Source organism: Terriglobales bacterium (genome assembly GCA_035487355.1).
Classification (GTDB): Bacteria; Acidobacteriota; Terriglobia; order Terriglobales; family Acidobacteriaceae; genus QIAW01.
In genome coordinates this window covers 1-24,493 of the sequence record DATHMF010000071.1, presented here as the reverse complement: position 1 = coordinate 24,493, position 24,493 = coordinate 1, and the positions used below count along the sequence as shown (strand labels likewise).

At 54.1% G+C, this 24,493-nt stretch carries 18 protein-coding genes; 12 read left to right on the top strand and 6 right to left on the bottom strand.

Features of this window, described 5'->3' with window-relative positions; genetic code table 11:
• The 5 genes from VK738_13030 to VK738_13010 all read left to right on the top strand — a co-directional run.
• On the top strand, positions 1-187 hold a 187-nt coding region (locus tag VK738_13030; protein ID HTD23575.1), incomplete at its 5' end, for a hypothetical protein.
• Between the two features lie 37 nt (positions 188-224).
• Positions 225-1,613, top strand: coding sequence for a hypothetical protein (locus VK738_13025; GenBank protein HTD23574.1), 1,389 nt, complete (start codon positions 225-227; stop codon positions 1,611-1,613).
• Positions 1,614-1,670: 57 nt separating this feature from the next.
• The gene (locus VK738_13020; protein ID HTD23573.1) at positions 1,671-2,831 is read left to right on the top strand and encodes an anhydro-N-acetylmuramic acid kinase; all 1,161 of its coding nucleotides are present in this window, start codon (positions 1,671-1,673) and stop codon (positions 2,829-2,831) included.
• A gap of 188 nt (positions 2,832-3,019) precedes the next feature.
• A complete protein-coding gene (locus VK738_13015; protein HTD23572.1) occupies positions 3,020-4,549 on the top strand; it encodes an ABC transporter substrate-binding protein in 1,530 nt (509 codons plus the stop codon).
• Positions 4,550-4,551: 2 nt separating this feature from the next.
• Positions 4,552-5,094: a hypothetical protein gene (locus VK738_13010; protein ID HTD23571.1), complete on the top strand. Its 543-nt coding sequence runs from the start codon at positions 4,552-4,554 to the stop codon at positions 5,092-5,094.
• Between the two features lie 88 nt (positions 5,095-5,182).
• Here the strand turns inward: VK738_13010 and VK738_13005 are convergent, their stop codons facing one another.
• A complete protein-coding gene (locus VK738_13005; GenBank protein HTD23570.1) occupies positions 5,183-8,500 on the bottom strand; it encodes a TonB-dependent receptor in 3,318 nt (1,105 codons plus the stop codon).
• Between the two features lie 344 nt (positions 8,501-8,844).
• On the opposite strand from VK738_13005, the gene VK738_13000 reads away from it, so the two are divergent.
• The 3 genes from VK738_13000 (at position 8,845) to VK738_12990 (ending at position 14,823) form a co-directional block, all read left to right on the top strand.
• Entirely contained in the window at positions 8,845-9,645 is an 801-nt protein-coding gene (locus VK738_13000; protein ID HTD23569.1) for a TIGR00282 family metallophosphoesterase, read from the top strand.
• Positions 9,646-9,721: 76 nt separating this feature from the next.
• Positions 9,722-11,620: a tetratricopeptide repeat protein gene (locus VK738_12995; GenBank protein HTD23568.1), complete on the top strand. Its 1,899-nt coding sequence runs from the start codon at positions 9,722-9,724 to the stop codon at positions 11,618-11,620.
• A gap of 557 nt (positions 11,621-12,177) precedes the next feature.
• Entirely contained in the window at positions 12,178-14,823 is a 2,646-nt protein-coding gene (locus tag VK738_12990) for a glycoside hydrolase family 44 protein (protein HTD23567.1), read from the top strand.
• Between the two features lie 163 nt (positions 14,824-14,986).
• Here VK738_12990 and VK738_12985 read toward each other — a convergent pair whose 3' ends face one another.
• Positions 14,987-15,352, bottom strand: coding sequence for a carboxypeptidase-like regulatory domain-containing protein (locus VK738_12985; GenBank protein ID HTD23566.1), 366 nt, complete (start codon positions 15,350-15,352; stop codon positions 14,987-14,989).
• A gap of 771 nt (positions 15,353-16,123) precedes the next feature.
• On the opposite strand from VK738_12985, the gene groES reads away from it, so the two are divergent.
• The 3 genes from groES to VK738_12970 all read left to right on the top strand — a co-directional run bounded on the left by groES (position 16,124) and on the right by VK738_12970 (position 19,971).
• A complete protein-coding gene (groES, locus tag VK738_12980) occupies positions 16,124-16,471 on the top strand; it encodes a co-chaperone GroES (GenBank protein HTD23565.1) in 348 nt (115 codons plus the stop codon).
• A gap of 268 nt (positions 16,472-16,739) precedes the next feature.
• A complete protein-coding gene (groL, locus tag VK738_12975) occupies positions 16,740-18,398 on the top strand; it encodes a chaperonin GroEL (protein HTD23564.1) in 1,659 nt (552 codons plus the stop codon).
• A gap of 235 nt (positions 18,399-18,633) precedes the next feature.
• Positions 18,634-19,971: a S41 family peptidase gene (locus VK738_12970; protein ID HTD23563.1), complete on the top strand. Its 1,338-nt coding sequence runs from the start codon at positions 18,634-18,636 to the stop codon at positions 19,969-19,971.
• A 208-nt stretch (positions 19,972-20,179) separates the two neighbouring features.
• On the opposite strand, the gene VK738_12965 is transcribed toward VK738_12970, so the two are convergent.
• The gene (locus tag VK738_12965; protein ID HTD23562.1) at positions 20,180-22,294 is read right to left on the bottom strand and encodes an SIR2 family protein; all 2,115 of its coding nucleotides are present in this window, start codon (positions 22,292-22,294) and stop codon (positions 20,180-20,182) included.
• 147 nt (positions 22,295-22,441) lie between these two features.
• Here VK738_12965 and VK738_12960 point away from each other — a divergent pair, with 147 nt between their 5' ends.
• On the top strand, positions 22,442-22,678 hold the full coding sequence (locus VK738_12960; protein ID HTD23561.1) for a hypothetical protein: 237 nt from the start codon (positions 22,442-22,444) through the stop codon (positions 22,676-22,678).
• Between the two features lie 91 nt (positions 22,679-22,769).
• Here the strand turns inward: VK738_12960 and tnpA are convergent, their stop codons facing one another.
• From tnpA to VK738_12945, 3 genes are all read right to left on the bottom strand, one after another.
• On the bottom strand, positions 22,770-23,222 hold the full coding sequence (tnpA, locus tag VK738_12955; protein ID HTD23560.1) for an IS200/IS605 family transposase: 453 nt from the start codon (positions 23,220-23,222) through the stop codon (positions 22,770-22,772).
• 165 nt (positions 23,223-23,387) lie between these two features.
• Entirely contained in the window at positions 23,388-23,765 is a 378-nt protein-coding gene (locus VK738_12950; GenBank protein ID HTD23559.1) for a hypothetical protein, read from the bottom strand.
• Positions 23,766-23,897: 132 nt separating this feature from the next.
• Positions 23,898-24,212, bottom strand: coding sequence for a hypothetical protein (locus VK738_12945; GenBank protein ID HTD23558.1), 315 nt, complete (start codon positions 24,210-24,212; stop codon positions 23,898-23,900).
• Positions 24,213-24,493 lie beyond the last annotated feature (281 nt).

Below are 24,493 nucleotides of genomic sequence, written 5' to 3'. Positions count from 1 at the left end.
CCCGGCATTTGCCCGCCGCGTTGCCGAATCTGCCGGCCGTGTGCTGGCGTTTAAAAAACGGGCAAAAGAGCTCAAGAAATTCCCCTCCCGCTTTTCCGTTGCCTCGGTGGAAAAAGCGCGCAAAGAGATGGCGAAATTCGCCGCCCAACTTGCGCAGGCGAGTGCACAAAAATCATTCACAATTTAAGCCACTTGGGCTAAAGTAACAGTTAAACAAGGACGAAGTGATCAATAAGTACAATAACCTCAGCCTGAGAAGGCGAGTGCGGATTTTTCTGTTCGCACTATGCCTGGCATTGCTGGCAGCCAGCTGTGGCTCCAATAAGCTTTTAGCTCCGGTCACAATTACTACGAGCGACAGCTCAGGCCAGCTTCAGACTCTGTCGCTCAATGGCCCTATCCCCACCAGCACCAACCCGTTCTTTCAGGTTCTGGGCACGAATCAACGCACCTGCAACTCCTGTCATCAATTGGACCAGGGCTGGAGCGTCTCTGCCACCGCTGTTCAGGCCCGCTTTGACGTTGACGGCGGGCTGGATCCCATATTTAATTCCGTTGATGGCACGAATTGCCCCACGAATGATGTCTCCACTGTTACCGCTCGCACCGCAGCGACTACATTGCTGCGTCAGAAGGGGCTGATTCGCATCGCCAGGCCTATTCCCGCCAACGCTGAGTTTGTACTGACTGCAGTGGATGATCCTTACAATTGTTCCGTCAACGGGCTTTCTTTATACCGCCGCCCGCTGCCGTCAACCAATCTCAGGTTTAACAGTGAAATCATGTGGGATGGCCGGGAGACCACCGGAACATTTCCGTTTTTTGATCTCAGGAGCCAGGCAACAAACGCTACGCTTGGACACGCCCAGGCGGCAACCCCTCCTACCGATGAGCAATTGGACCAGATTGTTCAGTTTGAAACTTCGCTCTTTACGGCGCAATCTTTCGACAACGCTGCCGGTCCTCTCAATGCACTCAATGCTCAGGGAGGCCCACAAGCGCTTTCCAGCCAGGATTTTTTTATTGGAATCAACGATCCCACGGTGTCCGGTGCTATGGGAACTTCATTCAATCCCGAGGTTTTTGGAATCTACAAAACCTGGACCGATCTTTCCGGTACACCCCCCGACCAGTTCACGGCAGCACGCCAGGCCATTGCCCGGGGAGAGGCACTCTTTAACACCCGCACCATGATTATTTCCGGAGTTGCCGGACTCAATGACGACCTCAATCAACCAGTGATCATGGGTACGTGCACTACCTGCCATGATGCTCCCAACGCCGGCAGCATTTCCTCGCAGAGGCTGCTCAACATCGGCGTCGGAGACACGCAGTTTCGCACTGCAGATATGCCGCTTTATACACTCACCTGCAATGACCAAAGTATTCATCAAGTCAGCGATCCCGGCCTGGCCATGAGCACCGGCAAATGCAAAGACATTGGGAAATTCAAGACGACGGTTTTGCGCGGTCTGGCTGCACGCGCTCCTTATTTTCACGATGGCTCCGCCAAAACGCTCTCTGATGTAGTAAGTTTTTACCGCACCCGCTTTCACATGACGCTTACACTACAGGAAAGATCAGACTTGGTTGCTTTCATGAATAGTCTGTAGTGGTTCGGTTGCAAACTTTGGAGCCTGTAACTGCCTTTGTGTGGTTAAATTCTTAACATGATTGTTGCCGGAGTGATGAGCGGGACCTCTGCCGATGGCATCAATGTAGCGTTTGTGCGCTGTCGCGGACGCGGCCTGCACACACGTTTTGCCCTGCTGGCGCATGAGCAATATTCCTATACACCTGCTCTTCGCAAAAAAATCCTGAGTTTGATGAATGCGGCTTCGGCCCACGTAGCCGATCTCGCCCGCCTGAATTTCCTTCTGGGCGAGCTTTATGCCGAAGCCATTCTCAAGGCCAGGCGTACCAACCGCATTCCCAAATTAGACCTCGTCGGATGCCACGGACAGACGCTCTATCACCAAAGCAAACCAGCATTGTTTCTGAACCATCCTATTGCCTGTACCTGGCAAACCGGTGAAGCCGCGGTCGTGGCGGCTCGCGTGGGAGCGCCGGTCGTTTCTGATTTTCGTCCGGCTGATATGGCCGCTGGAGGCAAGGGCGCGCCCCTAGTTCCCTTTTTGGACTACCTGCTCTTCCGTCATCCCCGTCGCGGACGTATCCTGCAAAACCTGGGCGGCATTGGCAATCTGACTGCTATTCCAGCAGGCGCCAAAGCCGAACAGGTAATCGCCTTCGATACCGGCCCGGGCAACATGGTGATTGATGCTGTCACCCAACAACTCTTCGGCCAGCCCTTCGATCGCAATGGCAAAATTGCTGCACAAGGCAGGGTTCTCGAAACCATAGTCAATCAAGCACTGCGTGGCAGCTTTTTCCAGCAAGAACCGCCGCGCACCGCTGGACGCGAACAGTTCGGACGCCAGTTTGCACAGCAGTTTATGCATTGGTGTAAGAAAAATAGAAAAGCCAGTGTAAGAAAAGTAGATATCGTAGCCACAGCAACTGCCCTAACCGCCGCTTCCATTCAACACGCCTTGCAGCGTTACGTGATGCGCCCTAATTCTTTTCAGGAGTTTATTGTCTCCGGCGGAGGAGCAAAAAACCGCACACTCATGCACATGATTCAAGAACGGCTGTCGCCGCTGAAACTCAAACTTAAACCTTCGGATGACTTCGGCATCCCCTCCGAGGCCAAAGAGGCCATCGCCTTCGCGCTGCTCGCCTATCAGACCTGGCACCGCCAGCCGGGAAATATTCCTTCTGCCACCGGGGCCAAACGGGCAGCAATTCTGGGGAAGATTTCGTTTCCATAGCAGAAGCAGTACTGGGTGGTTATGATCGTGTGGCACAGCCGTCCCGGCTGTGGTTGAGTAGCGCCGGCGTCCCGCCGGCTGTCCCGTGGGCATCTTGCCCATAGGCTCGAAAATCTTGAAAATCTGCGGTTTTCTGCGTTTCATCTGCTGCTAATTTGTTTTTGTCTTAATCGTGTTTTAATGAAGGCATGCTCCGTCTTCGCTGTCTGGCCGCGATCGCGCTTCCTCTGCTTCTGACTTGCTGCACGCGCCGCGCCGACCCCAACACCTTGGTCATGATCATCGAGAGCAGCCCAACCAATCTTGATCCCCGCGTGGGGCTGGACGCGCAATCCGAGCGCATTGATATGTTGATCTTCGATGCGCTTTTTCGCCGCGATGAGCACTTCAACTTGCAGCCCATGCTGGCCGAGCGCTGGGAGATTCCCGATCCGTTGACTTATATCTTCCATTTGCGGCAAGGCGTGCGCTTTCACGATGGACGTCCGCTGACCTCGCGCGATGTGAAGTACACCATTGACTCCTTGCTGAACCACGTCTTGCCCAGCCCCAAGACCGCGACTTACAAACATGTAGAGCGCATCGAAGCCCCCGATGATGCCACCGTTATTTTTCACCTTAAAGAACCCGATGCTACTTTGATGTGGAACCTCTCCGAGGGTGGCATTGGGATTGTGCCCTATGACAGCGGCGCCGACTTCAATCGCAACCCGATTGGCTCCGGCCCGTTTCGCTTTGTGCGCCAGGAGTTGGACAAGGAAGTGGTTCTCGAGCGCAATCCCGACTACTGGGACGCTAGCCTGCGTCCCCGCATTGAGCGTGTACGTTTCGCCGTCATTCCCGATCCCACCACGCGTGCGCTTGAGTTGCGTAAAGGCAGCGCGGATATCGCGCCCAGCGGTTCTCTCACCGCGGATACAGTTGTGGCTCTGCGCCGCGAACCCAATCTCCAGATCGAGATTGCCTCCGGCAGCATTTACAGCTACCTGGCTTTCAACCTGCGCGATCCCATCTTGAAAGATGTGCGCGTACGCCAGGCGATTGCCTATGCCATCAACCGCGAGCCCATGATTCACTACTTGTGGAGAGACGAGGCCGAGCCCGCCAGCAGCGTTCTTCCACCGCAGAGCTGGGCTTACAACGGCAATGTGCGCCACTACAACTACGATCCCTCGCGTGCTCGCGAACTGCTCGACCAGGCCGGGCACCCTCCCGGCGCGAGCGGGGTTCGCTTTCATCTATTGATGAAGACCTCCACCGAAGAAACCACGCGCCTGCTGGCCGCAGTCTTGCAGCAGCAATTGCGCGATGTGGGTATTGCGCTCGATATCCGCACGCTCGAGTTTGCCACGTTCTTTTCCGAGATCACCAAGGGCGCCTTCCAGATATTCTCCTTGCGCTGGATCGGCGGCAATCAGGACCCGGATATTTTTGAGTATGTCTTCCACTCTTCCAGCATTCCTCCGCAGCGCGCCAACCGTGGTTATTACTCCAATCCCCAGGTGGATTCGCTCCTGAACCAGGCGCGGGAACAAGTTGATCCACAAAAACGAAAGCCGTTATACGATCAGGTGCAGAAAATTCTGGCAGAAGACGTGCCTTACGTGAACTTGTGGTACCTGGACAACGTTCTGGTCCACAATCGCCGCGTCAAAAACTTAACTGTGATGCCCAGTGGTGATTACGGCTTTCTCAAGACTGCCGAGTTGGTGAACTGAGCATGCAGATCGACGCTCTGATGCCGCGCTACGATGTCGCCGCTCGCTATGAAACTTTGATCAAAGCCTCTCCTGCACGCACCTTTGCCGTATTGCAGCATGTGGATTTTTCCCAGTCGGGCGTCATCCGTTTTTTGATGGGCGTACGTACTCTTGGCCGCCGCTCTCGCAAGCCCGATCCTAAACAAAGTCTGACGGAGCGAATGCGGCAGGCGGGTTTCATGGAGGTAGCGCGGGTAGAAAACCAAGAGCTTGTCATCGGCGTTGTAGGCCGCTTCTGGCGTCCAGACAGTGGTGTTCTACGAAGTCTCTCAGCAGGGGAAATTCTTGCCTTCCAGACAGAGGGATATGCCAAGGCACTGTGGAACTTCCATCTAAGCTCACCTTCGCCTGATCAAACAAAGCTCTCGACTGAAACTCGCATCCAGACTTTTGGCTCCGGCGCCCGGCGCAAGTTTCGGCTTTACTGGAGCGTAGTCGGCCCGTTTTCCGGATGGATTCGCAAAGAGATGCTGCGCCTCATTCGCGTTCAGGCGGAACAATAAACGCCATGCAAGTGGTAATTGTGCAACCGGGATGATGCAAAATCACAACAAATTCTGCAATTACCCGATTACACAATTACCAATTCTCTTAGAAGGCTATCTTGATCCCAAACTGAATCTGGCGCGCAGCGTCAGCCTGTATAAACGAGAGAGGCGTTTTCAGGTCCTTAATGCTGTGTGGCTTCACGCCATGCAGTCCGGTGTAAGGTCCGGTCAGCAGGTTAAGCGTCTGACCGTTGGCCAACGCCACGGTCGAAGTAAAGCCGTTCACATCAAATACATCGTTGACCTGGTTGAAGTTGGTCCGATTGAAAATATTGGTGCCTTCCACGATAAAGTCCACCCTGATTCCGCGGTCGCGGTTGAAGAATACAGCCTTGGTGAATCTCATGTCAGTCGTGGCATAGGCAGCACCACGGTTGTTGTCACGCCGCGCGCCGAACGGGATGGCGAAGTTGTTGTCCAGCGTCTGATTGTTTATTTTGTTCACCAGGCTGGGTGTCCTGACCGAGAACGGCAATCCGCTGCGCACAGTCACAATGGGAGCAAGCGAAATGTCGGCCAGCGCCCGGGTAAACCAGTTTCCTTCATTTGCCTTGAACGGAGTTGTATAGACCGCATTGGCCACGAAAATATGCGGAACATCGAAGACTGATGTCGCCCGATATGTACTCAGGCGGCTCGGCCGGAACCAGGCCTGGAAGCTGGAGAAATCAATGACATCGTCAATGGTCTTGCTCCAGGTATAGTTGACCTGAAATTGCAACCCATTGCTGTAGCGTTTGGTCAGCGAAGTCGTCATGCCATGATAGATCGAATTTCCGATGGAAGAGTATGTGACATGCTGTAGCTGGCCGGTAACAGGCGCGTAGAGCGGCCCGCCACTTTGGTCGTGACATCCTGCGAAAATGGTGACAGAGGGCGGGGGACACAACGGAGAACCGACTGGAATCTCGGTATAAGCCGTCTCCAGCGGCATCTGTAGATGGATGCCGCGATACATGTTATATCCGATCTCGAGAGATAGGTTTTTTGCCAGCTCATGGTCAAAGCTGAAGCTGGCCTGCACGGTGTAGGGGTTCTTGTAGTTGGAAGTAACACTGTAACCCACACTTGCCCCTGGCGCATTAGTGTTGATGCCGACAGCAGCGTACTGTGCGGCCGTTGGCTGTCCGAAGGGCAGATTGCCTTGTGCGACACCCAACTGCCAAAGCTTGGCGACGGTCGGGTCCGTGGGACTCAGCACTGATACCACTTCATTGATGTATCTTCCGCTGCCATTCAGCAACGAACCGTAGATTGGAATCAGCACATCAACCGGCGCGTAATAAATACCTCCAGCGGCTCGGAAAACCGTCTTGTGATCGCCGAAGGGGTCCCAGGCAAAACCCAGCCGCGGAGAGGCATAGAAGCTGGTACTCAGGGGCGACGGCTCGCCGTCAACGTCGAAGCGTACGCCGGCGTTCATCGTAAGCCGAGAATTGAGCTTCCAGGTATCCTGCGCGTAGGCTCCGAAATAGTGCCCCCATCCCTGCCACACAGGATTATTAAATCCTGCCAGCATGTCAGCAGGAATCCCAAAAGCGAAGGATTGGGCTCCACTCAGATTGGTGCTTGCCGCACCCGTTGATGGAAGTCCGTGAGACAGATTGAATCCCACCAGTTGCGCCTGAACTGCTGGCGGCGCGAGGTTTATGAGTGGAATGACCGAGTCTCTAAAATCAAACTGCGGATTAAACCACAGGTCATTTTCCACGTGATAATTTGCTGCCCGGTAAGAGGCCCCGATTTTAAACGTATGCGCTCCCTTGCTCAAGGTAAGGTTGTCTTCGAACTGGTAACGCTGCTGGTGGCCCCGATAGGGGACCAGGGCAGGGCTTCCGACCGGTCCCAGAACGCCAAGGTTCACACGCACGCCGAGGCCAGGGTTCAAAGGAAGCTCCTCAAACCGGTTTCGCGGCACAACTTGCACCAGCGCCTGGTTGACCAGATTATCTCCGAAGGCGTGGGTCCACGTGCCAAGTGCGCTGAAATCTCTCGCGAAAAGGGCCTCGCCGTCAGGAGACCCATTGACAATACCTTGCTGTGGCGCCCTGAAGTTGTTGTGCGCATAGGTCAGGCGAAAACTCAGGGAATCCTTGGTTCCGGCTTGATAATCGAGGCGAGCAGTAGCATTGTGCAATCTATCTGGATTGCTGAATATCCCATCGTCGCGAGTGAGTAACTTCACCAAGGAGGGATTGTTGGTCGGCGTCAATCCCGGTGTGACTCCGTTGGCAAATCCCACCAGAAAGGGATTGCCCGATGTTTTCAATGCATTGATATAACACAGTTGGTCCAGATTCGGGTTGAGTGTGGTTGGCGTCGGCCCGGCGCAGTTTGTTCCGAGTCCGATTCCGGTCGCGCTGATGCCCTGCGCTTGAGGAGTATTGAGTAGGACGTTAAAAATAGGTGTGTCCTGTCTCTGAAACTCATAGGCCATGAAGAAGAAAAGTTTGTCCTTCACAATCGGTCCGCCGAATGTGCCGCCCGCATACAGGTTTTGGCTGAAGGCCTTCGGCCTTCCCTGAAACCCGTTGAAGAAATTTGCCGCGCTGGTGTCCTGGTTGCGGAAAAAGCCGTGGACATCTCCATGGAACCGGTTGCCACCGGTCCTGGTCACAATGTTGATGGCGCTTCCATCGGTGAATCCGAACTCGGCATTAAAGGCGTTGCGGTTGATCTGATACTCCTGGATCGCATCCACAGGATAGTTGGTGATCCTGTACTGCCCGGTGCCATACTCATTCTCGCCGCCGTCAATCGTAGAAAGGTTATTGCGTCCGTTGCTGCCGCCAATCGAAAACCCGGTCGTCAAGTATGGCGTAAACCCCGGAGTCTGGCTGCGCGTCGCCTCAGAGTTGCTGACCCCGGGCACGGTGTAAACGTTGTTGGTAAAGTTGCGGTCAATGTTGGGCAGATATTCAACCTGGCGATCATTGATCGTGTTGGCTTGCTGCGTCTGCTCGGTTTGAATCAGTTCGACATTCTCTCCGGTGACTTCAACCGTCTCACTGGTCCCGGGTTTCAAATGCGCATCGTAGACCAGGGTCTGGCCAACGGTCAGCACGACGTCTTTCACAACTTCCTTGGAAAAGCCCTGCTTCGCAAAACTGATCTCATAGGCCCCCGGAGGCAACGCCGGAATCTGATAGCGGCCTTGCGAATCCGTCTGGGCCGACTTTACGATTCCCGTTCTGGAATTAGTAGCACTGACATTCACTCCGGCGACTACGGCTCCTTGGGGGTCCACCACCACACCCTTCAGGGTAGCGGTTGCATAGTCTACTTGGCCGTACGCCAACACAGACCCCATGAGCCCAACCAACAGAATGACGAGAAAAAAACTGTGAAGATACCGGAACATTTGATGATTCATAGAGCAGCTTTGGAAGCGCATGGGCTTCTCCCTCCTGTTTTCAAATTGTCGGAAATGTCGAGATTTTTGGTATCAATTTGCAATCGTGTCAGGCAACTCCTGAGTGCCGTAGCGGCTATCTCTAAGGTTGGCCTGTATGGCGGTACACTATCATACGTCCACAAAGATAGTGACTACAAAATGCAGAAACGTTTCAAGTTTGACATCAGTACCTGCAAACTAATTTCCACACCGTCCTCCTCTGATTACTGAGTGCTGACCGCTGAACTGCTGACTGCTCAGCCGAAGAACTCCTTGAAGCTTGGAGCTATTCAGATGCTAGTATCGTAATAATGCGCATTCTCTTCATCGGCGACATCTTTGGACGCCCCGGACGCACTATCGTCCGCGACCAGCTTCCCATGCTTGTCAGCAATCACAAGGTTGATTTGGTGCTGGCCAATGGAGAGAACGCAGCCGCCGGCTTCGGCATTACGCCGCCGCTGGTGGAAGAGTTGCTCGGTCTGGGCATTGAGGTGCTCACCACCGGCAACCACATTTGGGACAAAAAAGAGATCATCGAATTTTTCGAGCGGGCCGCCGGCAATCAGGATGGCATGGCGCATCGCGTGCTGCGTCCGGCCAACTATCCCGCCGGAACTCCGGGCTTCGGGGTCTTTGAGGGCGTTTCCCGTTCTGGGCATGATTTTGCCGTCATCAACCTGCAAGGACGCGTGTTCATGGGAAGCAATGATGATCCTTTTCGCACCGCCGACGCGCTGCTGGAAAAGATCAAAGCCAAGATCATCTTCGTGGATATGCACGCCGAAGCCACTTCAGAGAAAGTCGCCCTGGGCTGGTACCTCGATGGCCGCGTGACCGCCGTCATCGGCACGCATACTCACATCCCAACCGCGGATGAGCGTGTACTGCCCAAGGGCACGGCCTACCAGACCGACGTGGGTATGACCGGCCCCTACGATGGCGTCATCGGCGTAGATAAAGAGCAAATTTTGCAACGCTTCCTCAACAACATGCCACAACGCTTTGAGCCCGCCACTGGAGATGTGCGCCTTGCCGCCGTGGTCATCGAGTGTGACCCCGCCACTGGGCGCGCAAGCAATGTTGAACGACTATTTGTGAGGCAGAACTAAATTTGACACCAAATCAATCGCCTTAGGAACTAAAGCGTTCATACGTGCATCTCAATTCACTGTACAATTTCCTCTCATGCGTTTTCTTGCTGTTCTCGTCTTGTCGTTTGCTCTGGCCGCCCAGGGTCACGCCGCCGCTTCCAAACAGGACACCAAGGCTGCCCGCGCTGCCTTCAAGCGTGGAGTCAAATTTGAACAGCAAAAACAATATGACGAGGCTTTTTCCAGCTTTCAGGAAGCGGCACGCCTTAATCCGGAAAACAACCAGTACGTCAGCGCCCGCGAGCTTATGCGGCAAAAGCTGGTCTCTGATCATCTGAAAAACGGCAACACCGCCATACTGACAGCCGATGAATCCAGGAATTTGACGGCAGAAGAGCGGCGCGTAAAAGCCATGGCTGAGTTCCAGGCCGCGCTCGCGCTCGACCCCGCCAACGACTACGCTGCGCAACGCCTGCACGAACTCGTCTCCGAGGTCCCCACTCCTCCCGCTTCATTGGAGCAGATCAGCGAGCAATCGGGCGAACTACGTTTGCGGCCCTCTCCGCAGCTTAAGGACATTCACTTTCGCGGCGACAGCCGCGCCCTGATGACGCGCCTCGCCGATCTTTACGGCCTGACGCCGGTTTTCGACGAGAACTTTACCCCTCTCGCGGTCTCGCTCGAGATGAACAAAGCATCGTTTGAGCAGGCCATCGCCGCCGCCGCGCCGCAGGCCCATGCCATGTGGACAGCGCTCTCGGAAAAAGAGATCTTCTTCGCTAACGACACGCCCGACAACCGCCGGCAATACGACCACATGATTCTGCGCACGTTTTATATCCCCGATGCCTCCACGCCGGAAACCATAAACGAGTTGGTCGCTCTTCTGCGCAGCATTTATGAGATTCATTGGGTGGTTGCCAACCAGTCGCAGTCAACCATTACGGTACGCGCCTCGCGCTTTACCCTCGATGCCGCCGCCGATTTCATCGGCAACCTGAACCTGGCGCGGCCCCAGGTCATGCTTGACGTTCAGGCCTATGAGGTAAATCACACCCTGCTGAGCAATATGGGTTTTGTCCAACCCTCGCAGTTCCAATTGATTAACGTCTCGGCCGCGGTGCTTTCTGCGCTGAATCAGCCTGATATCCAGAGCCAGATTCAGAAGATTCTGCAAAATGGAGGGCTGACGCCAGACAACCAGCAGGCCATCAATGCCTTGCTGGCGCAGCTTCAAAATCAGCAGAACTCGCAAGTTTCCCAGCTCCTCAAACAACCTTTTGTTATTTTTGGTGGTGGAAAAACCCTCTCCGCGGTTGTAATCCCGCCGGTAAGTGCAAACCTGAGCTTTAATACCTCCTGGGTCAAGAACCTGGAGCACATTGTGCTGCGCGCTGCTCAAGGACAAACCGCCACCATGCAGATTGGTGAGCGCTTCCCCATTCAAAATGCGGTTTATTCACCGATCATTGCCAACCCGCTGCTGAACTTGCCCGGAGCGCAGGTCTCGAATTTTCCGTCTTTTTCGTATGAGGACCTGGGGATAACGCTGAAGGCCAAGCCGCTCATCCACATGCACATGGTCCCCAATACTGACGACTCCGCCACGAACGCCACTGACACGAATGCGAAGCTTGTGCCGCGGGCCCCAAGACGGGAAGAAGCTGAGGTGACACTCGATCTGGACCTGAGCATACGCTCGCTGAGTGGAACAAGTTTCAACAATGTGCCGGTAATCTCCAACCACCAATTCACCGGCACCGTGCGCTTAAAGGATGGCGAAGCAGCACTGGTGGTAGGGACAATTTCCCGCGACCAGCAACGCAGCCTGAGCGGCATGCCTTTCCTCAGCCGCATCTTCGGAGACCTCACCAGCCACAGCGATAAGAACAATACTGAAGACGAAATCCTGGTGATTGTGACCCCGCACATCGTGCGCGCCCCGGACCACCTGGAAAACCCCGAGCAGTGGCTGCCGCCCGGGTCGCCGTAATCTTGAAACCTGGAAATCGTGATATCAGGATGGTCCCATTCTGGCACCGAAAGTCTTCATCTCTGGAGTGGCCTCGATTATCATGGATTCGGAAAGTGTATCTGGCATTCCAGAATGCCGGGGCGGAATATTGTCCTAAAGGTTCTTTGAAAAATTTATATCGCGGATCGCCGCCTCCGCAGTCGGAGACGCAGAATACTATCTATCCTTGACTATTTACAGATAAGTCAACACTTGCGCCTCATCGGCACCCACTCAACCCTTGTTCCAGAAATCTCAGTAGGAACAAAATATCAATGACTTAAGGAGCACACACCCAAGCTACAAGGGGGGAGGGGTACTTAACTGAAGAGTAAAATGGAACATCCTTGCCTTTTGGCTAAAAGCTAAGCCTGCCCCGGCTGAAATTTCCCCTATAAGCCTGCAATTTGAGGCGTTTTCGCGGACATGGCCCTTAGCACTCCGCCCTTGTGCTTCCGGCCATGACCCTTCCGGTATCTTGCCGCTTTAGGCCTACTGACATTTAATTGGGATTCTCCCCTGCTGTCGGGATTCCCATGCGCAAATTCGTCTTAAAAAACCTTGCCATTGCGGCGCGGCCGCTTCTGCTGCTTGCCTGCTGCGCGGTCCTTCTGTCCGCACTGCCAGCCGCGGCCCAGGTCACCGTCAGCGTGGACGCGACCGCCAGCCAGCATCCTATTAATCCTCTTATATATGGTGTGGCCTTTGGCAGCACGACGCAACTGAACGATTTAAATGCTCCCGCAAACCGTTGGGGAGGCAATTCCACCACGCGCTACAACTGGCAGACTAACAGTCACAACACAGCCTCCGATTATTATTACGAAAGCATTGGCAGCGGCGCTCCCGGCCTGGATGCCGATAACTTCATCTCCGACTCCAAAAACAACGGCGCCCAACCCATGATGACCATCCCTATCATTGATTGGATCGCCAAGGCGGGCCCGAACCATCCCTTTCCGTGCAGTTATCCCAGAACCAAGTTCCCTTCGCAGCAGTCATTCGATATATACGACTCCAATTGCGGCAACGGGCTGTATACGAATGGAAGTCCGATACCAGGCGCCGATCCCAATGATGCCAATGTGCCCAACAGCACAAGTATTCAGCAGGCCTGGGTGCAGCACATCGTGAACAAATGGGGTGCGGCCCCAGGTGGATTGCAATACTACATCCTCGACAACGAGCACAGCATATGGCAGGGCACGCACCGCGACGTTCATCCCATGGGCCCCGGCATGGATGAGCTATACCAGAAGATGCGCGACTACTCTTTAGCGGTTAAGTCGGTCGATGCGAACGCGATTGTGGTTGGTCCGGAGGAGTGGGGATGGGACGGTTACTTCTTCAGTGGCAAAGACCAGCAACTCTTTGGCCAGGGCAACTACAGCACTCCGGACAAGGTGGCGCATAACAATGAGTACTATCTTCCCTGGCTACTCGACCAGTTCCATCAATATGAGATAGCCAACGGCAAGCGCTTGCTTGATGTATTCAGCGTCCACTACTATCCCCAAGGCGGCGAATACGGTAATGACGATTCACCGGCGAAGCAGACTCTGCGTAATCAATCTACCCGGTCGCTGTGGGACCCAAACTATGTTGACCAGAGTTGGATTCCCTCGACCGGCATCGATGGCGGGAAAGTTATGCTTATTCCGCGCCTGAAAACTTGGGTTGCGCAGCACTATCCTGGACTCAAGACTGCCATCACGGAATACAACTGGGGCGATGAACCCAACATCAACGGCGCGACTACACAGGCCGACATCTACGGCATCTTCGGGCGCGAGGGCCTTGACATCGGTGCGCGCTGGACCACTCCCGCCGCTTCCACCCCCACGTACAAAGCCATGAAGATGTACCGCAACTACGATGGCAACAAATCCACCTTCGGCGATACCAGCGTGTCAACCACGGTGCCCAACCCCGACCATCTTTCCGCCTTCTCTGCCCTGCGCACTTCCGATGGCGCGCTTACGGTCATGCTGGTCAACAAAGATTCAGGTGTCAGCCCGCAGGTGAATGTTAATCTCGCGCATTTCCAAGCCAGCGGCGTCGCTCACGTCTGGCAGCTCACCAGCGCCAACGTGATCAACCACCTGAGCGATGTCGCCTTTTCTTCCAGCACGATTACTCTGACCGCGCCCGCGCAGAGCGTAACGCTGCTGGTAGTTGACGCCGCCAACTTCACGGTTTCGGTTTCCAATCCTGTGCAAACGGTGCTGGCCAATCAGACCGCAACCTTCACGGGCACGCTGACCGCGTTCAACGGGTACAGCAGCGCGGTCACTGTGACCTGCGGCAGTGGCGCACCGGCCACCTGCGTTCCAACAACGGTTACGCCTACCCCGGGCGGAGCAGCTTTCAGCGTCACCGCCAGCAATCCCGCGGGAGGCGACTTCACGTTTAACCTCGTGGCCACTGGTTCTGACTCGCGAGCGATCGTGCATCAACAGCAAGTCACGTTACACGTCGCCGATTTTGCAGTCTCGGTGTCCAATCCTGTGCAGACGGTCACGACGAACCAGACCGCGAGCTTTAACGGCACACTGACCGCGCAAAACGGATACAACTATCAGGTCACGGTGAGCTGCGGCATCGGCGCTCCGCCTACGTGTCCGGCAGCGTCACCTGTGGCGCCCACCGGCGGCGGAGCCGCGTTCAGCATCAACGCCAGCAGCAATAGCAACGGCGACTACACCTTTAATCTCATCGCCACCGGCTCCGACCCGGGCACGCTTACACACAATAGTCAGCAGCTAATATTGCACGTGCTCCCCAGCGCAGATCTTGCCGCCACACTCACTCGCTCGCCTTCTACGCGATATGTGGCAGTCGGCGCGCCGCTGACTTACACCGCAACCGTGACCAACAACGGTCCTACCACCACGGTCGCAACACTGACACTGACTTTCCCAATAAAGGTACGCATCACCGCCATGGACGCCGCCTGCACCGGATCAGGTCCCGTAGTGTGCACCAGCTCGGCGCTGGCCACCTCTGCGCAAGCCAGCTTTCATGTGACGATCCTGGCTCCGCTTACGCATGACCTGAAGACCACGGCTTCGGTCATCTCCTCGACTACCGCTGACCCAGACCTCAGCAATAATACTGCACAGAATTCTGTGAGGATCTACCTGCGCCCCATGCGTCGGGCGATGATCATGGGCGCTCCGTAGGAATTGATTTCACCACCGAGACACAGAGAAAAGCACAAAAACTTTTCGCCGCAGATTTTGCGCAGATCAACGCGATTAAAAAACCTCACGGGAACCGTTGCTCTCTCTTCAATCCGCGTGATCGGTGAAATTCGCGGCAGGCTTTTTCTGGGTACCGAGTACTTTATTTGTAGATTGAGTATTGGTCTGAGGGTTTTTGCAGCTTGATGGTGATTTCCTGCTCGGGCTGGTTGATCTCGAAATCTTCGCCGTAGGTGCGGAAGCCGGGCGCAATCACCTGCACGCGCAGCTTGCCGTACGGGACGCCATCCATATTGGTCTTGCCATCCTGATCGGTCTTCAACTCGATGCCGCCTTTATTCTGGTGGCCGTTCTTATCCACCGGATGCAAGATCACCGAGGCGTTGCGCACCGGCTTGCCATTGCCATCTTTCAGGATCACAAACTTCAGGGTCGAATAAACTTTTTCGCCTGCGAACGCAGGCACAGCCAGCAATGCCGAAAGGAGCAGCAGGATGGCGGATCTCATGAGCTCATTGTACCGCTAAACACATTCCTCAAATAGTCCTCAGTTGTCAGTCCTCAGTCCTCAGGAAAAGCACACCGCGGATTTCGCCGATCGCGCGGATTAGAAAAGCAAGCGCAGTTCAAGCTAGCCTAGAGTTGGGGGTTTTGCGGTTGCTTTTTCTGGCCTATTATCTTTCTAGTAACATGTGATTGTCACGGATAAGTAGTCCCCCCTCCCCCCATTACTTGAAGTAGTCTCAGTCGAGTTAAGTCATTCCAATTCAGGTATATATGAGAGGGGGAGAAGTAATGAGGATAAATAGTCCGCGGTTGCTGGATAGATACTGATCGGTAAACTTTAAGCTCGCAGTTTCAAGCTGTCGCTGATGTTCATCTTCATCCCAGCAGGGCAGTAAGTTTTTCAAAGACCTGAAGCCAACCAAGCATTCTTGAATGCCTGGAAGAATGATACCTGCAATTCCTGAGGAATTAGCAAAGTGATATCACTTTTTCCACCGCAGAGAAAAACTAAGAACTTCTGCCGCGGATGAACGCGGATCAACGCTGATCCCAAAGGCCAGTCTTCAAAGAAGTGGAAGCCGATTTAGCTGAACGCTGAGTACTGATTGCTGAGTGCTTCACCTTGAGTGACTTACACTCAACTATTTGACAGACGAAATTCATTCAGGCTACAATTAGCACTCAGTAGTACTGACTGCTAACAAGTCTGCGTAAGGTCAATCAATTCAACGAGTTTATATTTTTTAATCAAGAGTTTGAAAGGAGAAAAAACATGGCAAGTAAGCTTACACCACTACATGATCGCGTCGTAATTCGGCGGATCGAAGACCAAGAAACGGTTCGTGGCGGCATCATTATCCCCGACTCGGCCAAAGAAAAGCCGCAGGAGGGCGAAGTCATTGCCGTTGGCAAGGGCAAGAGCAACGAAGAAGGCCGGGTGTTCCCTCTCGACGTAAAAGAGGGCGACCGGGTCCTGTTCGGCAAGTACTCGGGCACCGAGATCAAGATTGACGGTGAAGAGTACATCATCATGCGGGAAGAGGAGATCCTCGGCATCCTGCAAGGCGCTCACTCCGGCAAAGCTCATAAAGAAAAAGAAACTGCGGGATCGCGGCGCTAGCGCTTGCGCGCTGACGCGCAGCTACTAGCTGCTAGCTTCTAGCTGTTTTTGATTTAGGAAGCTAATGGCTGCTAGCTCGACCCAAAAGATTAGCTGTGATTCTTCAAAACATGTGGGGCAACAGTAAGCCTCAGATCTGAAGGATCAAAAACAGCCAGTGGCTAGGAGCTAGAAGCTAAATCAGGAGCCAGAAGCCAAAGCAGAAGCAAAGAGAATTCCGGGCGATAGGGCCCGATAGAAGTCGCAAAAAATTTAAGGAGATATAGATATGGCAAAGCAAATTGTACATGGCGAGGAGTCGCGACAGGCGATCCTCCGCGGCGTCAACATTCTGGCGGACGCCGTGAAAGTGACGCTCGGTCCCAAGGGCCGCAACGTCGTTATTGAAAAGAAGTTCGGTTCGCCCACCATCACCAAGGACGGCGTAACCGTAGCTAAAGAAATTGAACTGAAAGACACCCAGGAAAACATGGGCGCGCAGATGGTGCGTGAAGTCGCCAGCAAGACCTCGGACGTAGCCGGCGACGGCACCACCACCGCCACCGTGCTGGCGCAGGCCATCTATCGCGAAGGCGTGAAGACGGTTGCCGCCGGAGCCAATCCGATGGCGATGAAGCGCGGCATCGAAAAGGCCGTAGCCGCGGTTTGCGGCACGATCGACAAGCACGGCGAGCGCAAAAAGGGACTGCTCGATGACCTCAGCAAGCCCGTCACCGGCGAGATGATCGCCCAGGTGGGCACCATCTCGGCCAACAACGATGAGACCATCGGCAAGATCATCGCCGAGGCCATGAAGAAGGTCGGCAAAGATGGCGTGATCACCGTGGAAGAATCCAAGACCATGGAAACCCAGCTCGACGTGGTTGAGGGCATGCAGTTCGACCGCGGATACCTCTCTCCCTACTTCGTCACCGATCCTGAGCGCATGGAAGCGGTGCTTGAAGACGCTTATATCCTTATCTACGAAAAGAAAATCTCATCCATGAAAGACCTGCTGCCCATCCTGGAGCAGATTGCCAAGAGCGGCAAGCCGCTGCTGATCGTCGCCGAAGATGTTGAAGGCGAAGCGCTGGCTACTCTGGTGGTCAACAAACTGCGTGGCACGCTGCAGGCTGTGGGCGTAAAGGCCCCTGGCTTCGGCGACCGCCGCAAGGCCATGCTGCAGGATATCGCCATCCTGACCGGCGGCAAGGCCATCACGGAAGACCTGGGCCTCAAGCTCGAGAACATTCAGTTGCAGGACCTTGGCCGCGCCAAGAAAATCACGGTGGATAAAGACAACACCACCATCGTGGAAGGCAAAGGCAAGCCGGTCGAGATCGAAGGCCGCGTAAAAGAGATCCGCAGCCAAGTGGAAAACACCACCAGCGACTACGACCGCGAGAAGTTGCAAGAGCGGTTGGCCAAGCTGGTCGGCGGCGTTGCCGTGATCAAAGTCGGCGCAGCCACCGAGACCGAAATGAAAGAGAAGAAAGCTCGCGTGGAAGACGCAATGCACGCAACCCGCGCAGCAGTCGAGGAAGGCATTGTCCCCGGCGGCGGCGTGGCCTTGGTGCGCTGCATCCCGGCGATCGATAAGCTCAAGCTGGAAGGCGATGAGCTGATCGGCGCCAACATCGTAAAGCGCGCGCTGGAAGAGCCCCTGCGCCAGATCGTGGCCAACGCGGGCGAAGAAGGCGCAATTGTGGTCGGCAAGATCCGCGAGCACAAAGACCCTGACTACGGATACAACGCCCAGACCGGTGAGTTCGAACACCTGGTGAAGGCGGGCGTCATTGATCCGACGAAGGTCACGCGCACCGCTCTGCAAAACGCCGGCTCCATCGCGGCGCTGATGCTCACCACCGAAGCGTTGGTTTCGGAGATTCCGGATGACAAGAAGGAAGCTCCAATGCCGGGTGGACACGGCGGGATGGGCGGTTTCTAAGAAACCGCTTCGTAGAGACGTAGCATGCTACGTCTCTGCCGAAAACTACGAAGAAATACAAAAGCCCTGCAGAAATGCGGGGCTTTTTGTTTTTATCTTCACCGCGGAGGCGCGGAGACGCGGAGGAAACATTGCCTGTGTTTTCTCTGTCTTTCTGTGCCTCCGTGGTAGATTGTCTTTTCTTTCTTTGAGTGTTTCAATATAGGAATTCTGACCAAGGGTGATGAGGCATTTTATGAGAAAGCTAATTTTCTGCAGCTCTATCTTGGTATTGGTTGTGCTTTTCGGAGTTGCCACCACGGCAGGTGGGGCGGGGTCCAAGCAGCAGGAGGAGAAGATATCGAGCATGGATCGCGGGCGGGCGCAGCAAATGCTCGATGATATCGGCAGCGACCTCCGCAAGCACTACTACGATCCCACATTCCACGGTGTTGACCTGGAGGCGATGTTGCGCGAGTACAAGCAAAGGATCCAGAACGCCGAGACGATGAATATGGCGTTGTCGCACGTCGCGGCCGCGCTGGACACGCTGCAGGACTCCCACACCTTTTTTCTTCCTCCTGCGCACGCGTACCACCACAGTTATGAATGGAAAATTCAAGTTGTCGGGGAACGCTGTTACGTGACGCAGGTCAAGCCTAAGAGCGATGCGGAGGCAAAAGGAGTGAAGCCCGGGGACGAGGTGGTGAGCATCAACAGCTATCCGCCCGACCGCGTCAACCTTAGGAAGATCGAATACGTATTCAACATCCTGAGGCCGCAACCCGGATTGCGGGTGGTGCTGCGCGACCCCACGGGCAGCGAGCGCCAAGTGGATGTGATGGCAAACATGAAGGCGGGCCAGCGCATAAAAGACCTGACGGGAGAAGGCATCTGGGACGTGATTCGCGAGGGGGAGAACAAGGAGCACTTCATGCGCGCGCGCTACGTAGAGGTGGGCGATGAGTTGATGATCCTGAAGTTGCCTGAGTTCGACTTCGCTCCGTCTGAGATCGAGGGAATGCTGGGAAGGGCGCGCAAACATAAAGCTCTGGTCCTGGACTTGCGAAGCAATCCCGGAGGCAGCGAGGAGACGCTTAAGTATCTGCTGGGAGGGATGTTTGAAAACGACGTGAAGATTGGCAATCGCGTGGGACGAGAGACGAAGCAAGAAGCAGTCATCACCAAGGGCGGGCACAATCCCTTTCAGGGCAAACTGGTGGTGCTGCTGGATAGCAGGTCAGCCTCGGCGGCGGAGCTGTTTGCGCGGGTGATTCAGCTTGAAAAGCGCGGAACCGTGCTCGGTGACCAGAGCTCGGGCAGCGTGATGGAGGCCAGGCACTACAGCTACACCATGGGTGTGGACACCGTGATTCCCTTCGGCGCATCCATCACCAGGGCCGACCTGATTATGAGCGACGGCAAAAGCCTGGAGCACACTGGAGTAACGCCGGACGAGATTTCGTTGCCCACGGCAGCGGACCTGGCCAGCGGCCACGACCCCGTCCTGGCGCACGCCGCCCAGATCTTGGGAGTCAAACTCAGCCCCGAGGACGCGGGAAAAATGTTCCCCTATGAGTGGCCGCCAGAATGAAACGTCAACAACGTTCGAGAGAGAAGAAGGAAGCTCCAATGCCGGGTGGACACGGCGGCATGGGCGGGTTCTAAAAAACCGCATCAAACCGCTTCACCGCTTCGTAGAGACGTAGCTCGCTACGTCTCTGCTGGGAACTACAAAGAAATACAGAGCCCTGCAGAGATGCGGGGCTTTTTGTAGACAAGCGGCAAATGTCTGAGCGTATTCATTGATTTAGAGGAAACATGCAGCATTGATATAACTTGTCTCCGGAGCCACACACACACGGATCGTTTTGCGTAATCCCCTTCTCTCTGCATAGGTCAAGAAGCGTCTGCAGTGCCTTCTTACGCCAGAGGTACGTCGTGTCGTCCAGCAACAAACGAGATGACCAAACCGCTGAAGTGGTGGCGGCTCGTCCACTGGTCGTCATCAAGATAGCTAGCTTATCGTGAGCTCTTTGGAGCACCGTCATTGGGATATTCCGTCTGAGGCCTGCGTTCACAGACGTAGCGAATTCTGTTCCTTCATGGCTCAATAGCTGTTCCTTGACTTCTTTCCGAAGTGCTTCTCCTTCTGATGACCTACGAAATTGCAATATGCTGCTGATTATTTGCGGCTGCTGGAGTACATACGTACCGAGATCAGAATTAAAATTACGGGTGACTGCATAGCTAGCGTATTCATCACTCCATTCTTGGGCTATTCTGATACCGAATGCAGCTGTGGTTAGTTGTACTCCACCGAAAGGCAGCTTGGTGGCGATCATGTTCAGTTTGTCGCACAATACACCTGTATGAACTAAGTGCGCGAGCCGCAGATATGGGAATTTCAACCAAATCGGCACCTGAGATGGCAAAATGGCTTCCCCAATTCCCAACAATCTAGAAATTCCAGGCATCAATAAACAGTTTCTGGTAAACGGAGCTATATCGAGCTTTACGCTGTCTTTGAAAATGATAACCTTGGACTCCATGTCCTGCAGGATCTTGTTTGCCGGTTCTTCCTGACCTGGTTTCGGTGAAAAATGGCGACTGATAACTTCCGAAGGGGACTGCGGCTGAAGACCGTCCATGCTTTTAGGTTGAATCAAGTCAATGACTCCTAGAACCTCGCCCTCAGCAAAAATGGCTGACATCTCATTCTCAGTATGCAAAAAACGAACTACGTCCTCTTCCAATATTCGTTTCAAAAGCTCTTCGCCCACGAGTTGAAATAATGCCGATGCTGCGATGAGTGGTAGATAGACGTAGTCAAAGCAAATCAGTCCTACTACCAAATCATGAGGTGCGGTAGTCACCGCTGATGGAATTTCTTCATTTGTGAATCCCAACCCAATCGTTATGTGCCCTGTAGCGCCTGTATCGTGTGACAAAATGCTCGCAGCGCTAAAGTCGTGCCATGTTCCCGGAGGTTTGAAATCAGAGATGTAGTAGATGCTTGGCTTAGGAGAACTAACCGGTTGCTGAACAGTATCGGATATCTCAATCGGGAGTGTACCAGTTTGGGCGATCAGCTTTGCTTGCCAAACATAATCGAGGACTGTCATCGCGGCCCGATGATCAGGATGCCGTCTTAAGTCATAAGAGATTTGGTGCAAGCTAGACAAATCATGGCGCTCGGTGGTCGTAGTAACAAAATGTGGACCGGTTCCAAAAAACGCCGTGTCTTCGACGTTATCCGCTAGAAGTTTCAGAACATACGTGTCCCGTACACTGTAGCCGAGAAATATTACTGTGCAAGTGAGAAATAAATGATTTAACGATGATAAGTAACCCTTAATTTGAAGCAGCGCATCGTAGTCGCCCTTAGCAAACACCGCGTCTTCAATCGCGCTGGATGAGCCGTGCAATTTTGCAATAAAACTTGCCCGAGAGTTTAAGAGATCAATAGAACGGGGCAAATTGGTCGTTTGGAGAACTGTTGCATTTCGTAGTCGACTCTCCAATGCTTCGTCCACATTTGTTGTCACAATATGGAAGGGCTCCAACCGCTGAACGAGGTCAATGAAGTGCGCGTACTCCACTGTAGTTTTCATCGGTGGAAAACTCTTTGACAGAAAATCATAGTATTGCTTTGAATCAAGATCTTTGCACATCTGAAAGAACGCTGGAAAGTCACCGGAATCCATTTCTGCTTGCAACGCAGTCCGATTTAAACCAGTCACATACTTCGTGAAATGGCGCTTTAGTTGACGAGCGAGTTCCTTCCACAAAGGATAGCCCAACCATGAACCTGTGCCCGCACCAATCCAGAACACAACAGGTCGGGTTGACTCAGTTACCACCCGCCGGAGTAAATTAAGCGATTTAATTGTCTTATCGTCGTCTGCATTCAACATAATCAGTCGAACAATCTGTTCCTCAGAGGATTCTACACACAGCTTAAGCCGGCCGGGTGGCCCACCCTTCCGCGCGTTTTTCGCGGAGGGTGGGGGTTTTCATCTTCGCAGTAGAAAATCCATAACGCATTGATATAAGTTCTGACCATGCCCTGGGGACTCGAGCGCTTTCAGCAAACCGGTGACTTGGACTTCCATCTAAGGGCTACGCAGTCAGAATGCGGCTGCTGCGCCCTCGCGTCGGGCTCGCGCGGTCCAGCGCTCTCCCTCCGCTCACCCATCAACTTCACCTGTCACCGTCGAGCTCAACTGCTGGGCACGCCGCAAGCTCGCGACATCTTCGAAGTCGCACTTGAGCGCGTGCGAGGCCGGTATGGTTTGTAGTCCCGGAAGGGACGGCGCATTATAGCCCAGCACTTCCAGTGCTGGGTAGAGTTGCCAGAGTGTTCCAAGTCCCGTAGGGACGACGCCCGCTCTATGCAAATACAAAGCGCTCGTCGTATTCCATGCCGTTCTTTTTCAAAAACAAAACATATTCTTCTTCGAAGGTCTGTTTCCGGTGATGTTTCTTCTGGTTCCTGATATATCGGATCGTGTTTTCAATTTGGGAAGCGCTCACGCTGAATGCGCCGTAACCCTCCTGCCAGGCAAATCTGCCGTGTCCGGGAAATTTTTCGTTGATCCATTTGGAAGAGACTCCCTTGATACTCTGGATGGCTTTTGCCAAGGGCAACACCGCCGGAACAGAAAGCAGGATGTGAATATGATTTTCGATGCCGCCAATGGCCGGAACTCTCATGCCGCGCTCGGCCGCCACGGAGACGACGAGTTTCCACAAACGTTGCTCGAATTCGGGACGGATCAGGTTCTGCCGCTCTTTTGTGCTGAAAACACAATGCAGATTGTTGTTCACGAAAGAATGTGCCATGAGGTTGCATCCTTCTGGCGTCGTCCCTGCGGGACTCGGCTCCATTTGTTTAGCTTACCCAGCACTGGAAGTGCTGGGCTATAATACGCCGCCCCTAACCGGGGCTGGGAATGCCGGGGTAGGCCACCCAGTCGTCTGGGGCGCGAGGTTTGAGGGCTAATGTAATTAGCCGCGGGGAATGAGCATGATGAGCAGCAGCAGCACGCCAAACATCGAAGTGAGCATCTGGACGCCTTGGTAGCGTATGTACAGCAGAACGTCCGATGGTGAACTGCCGGATGCTACGACTTTCTTAATTCGGCGGTAAGTAACAATGGCGCTCAACCAGGGAAGCACGATCACAAGAGTCAGACCAATGACATCCAGAACCCACCTGTCTGCTGGGTGCAATGGATGGATTATCCGGTCAACCCCAAGGAGTGCAGCGACAGCCGAAGCAAAAATAGCCGTTGCCAACTGCATCTTCACTACAGCCTGAGCAGAAATAGGCTTGGGTCTTGGTTCCGGCCAATCTTTCTCAAGCTGTTCCAGATTGTCGGTCATGAGCGCCTCCTAAAATGCCGCCGAAATCCGCGTCGAATGATTCTATACCGTTCTATCATCCCTATGCCGGAGCATGACCGGGATGGCCCACGCTGCCTCTCCAAATTTCACGGCGTAGGCTTTCACTTGACCTCAGTTTTTCTCATTCACCAAATTTTCGTCGCCAATGAGTTGGAGAAGAGCGTCAAGCCTCGAATTCGCCCTTCTGGCTTCGTAACCGACGGACCAAATTGTGGGAAGCAAGAGCAATAGGAGCATCAATGCATAGTTGTGTGGAAAGAATTTATCGGAGAGAATCACGACGATTGGAGCCGACAAACCCGTAATAATGCCGGTGATCGTTGACGAATGCCTCGGGCCATGTGTGGCTTTAAGCAGCTTCATTTTCTTTTCGAGCCGTAGTAGCTTGAATTGACCAATGGCCTCATTTTGTTCCGAAGTAGCCATGAGAATACCTCCTTCAAAATGTTAGAACGGATTCATAGTTAGTGTACAGATTTAACGGACGGGCGTGGCCGGGTGGCCCACCCTTCCGCGCGTTTTTCGCGAAGCGCGGGGGTTTTCGTTTCGGTCGTGGAAAGTTCATCGGCGATTGATATAAAGTTCTGACCATGCCCTGGGGACATCACGGCACGTACAGAACGTCTACGGACACTCAGTACGTAGTTGTTTAGTGAGATGCAGTACAAGATCGTCGTCCAGCATTACCTGGACATACTGCCCGACAT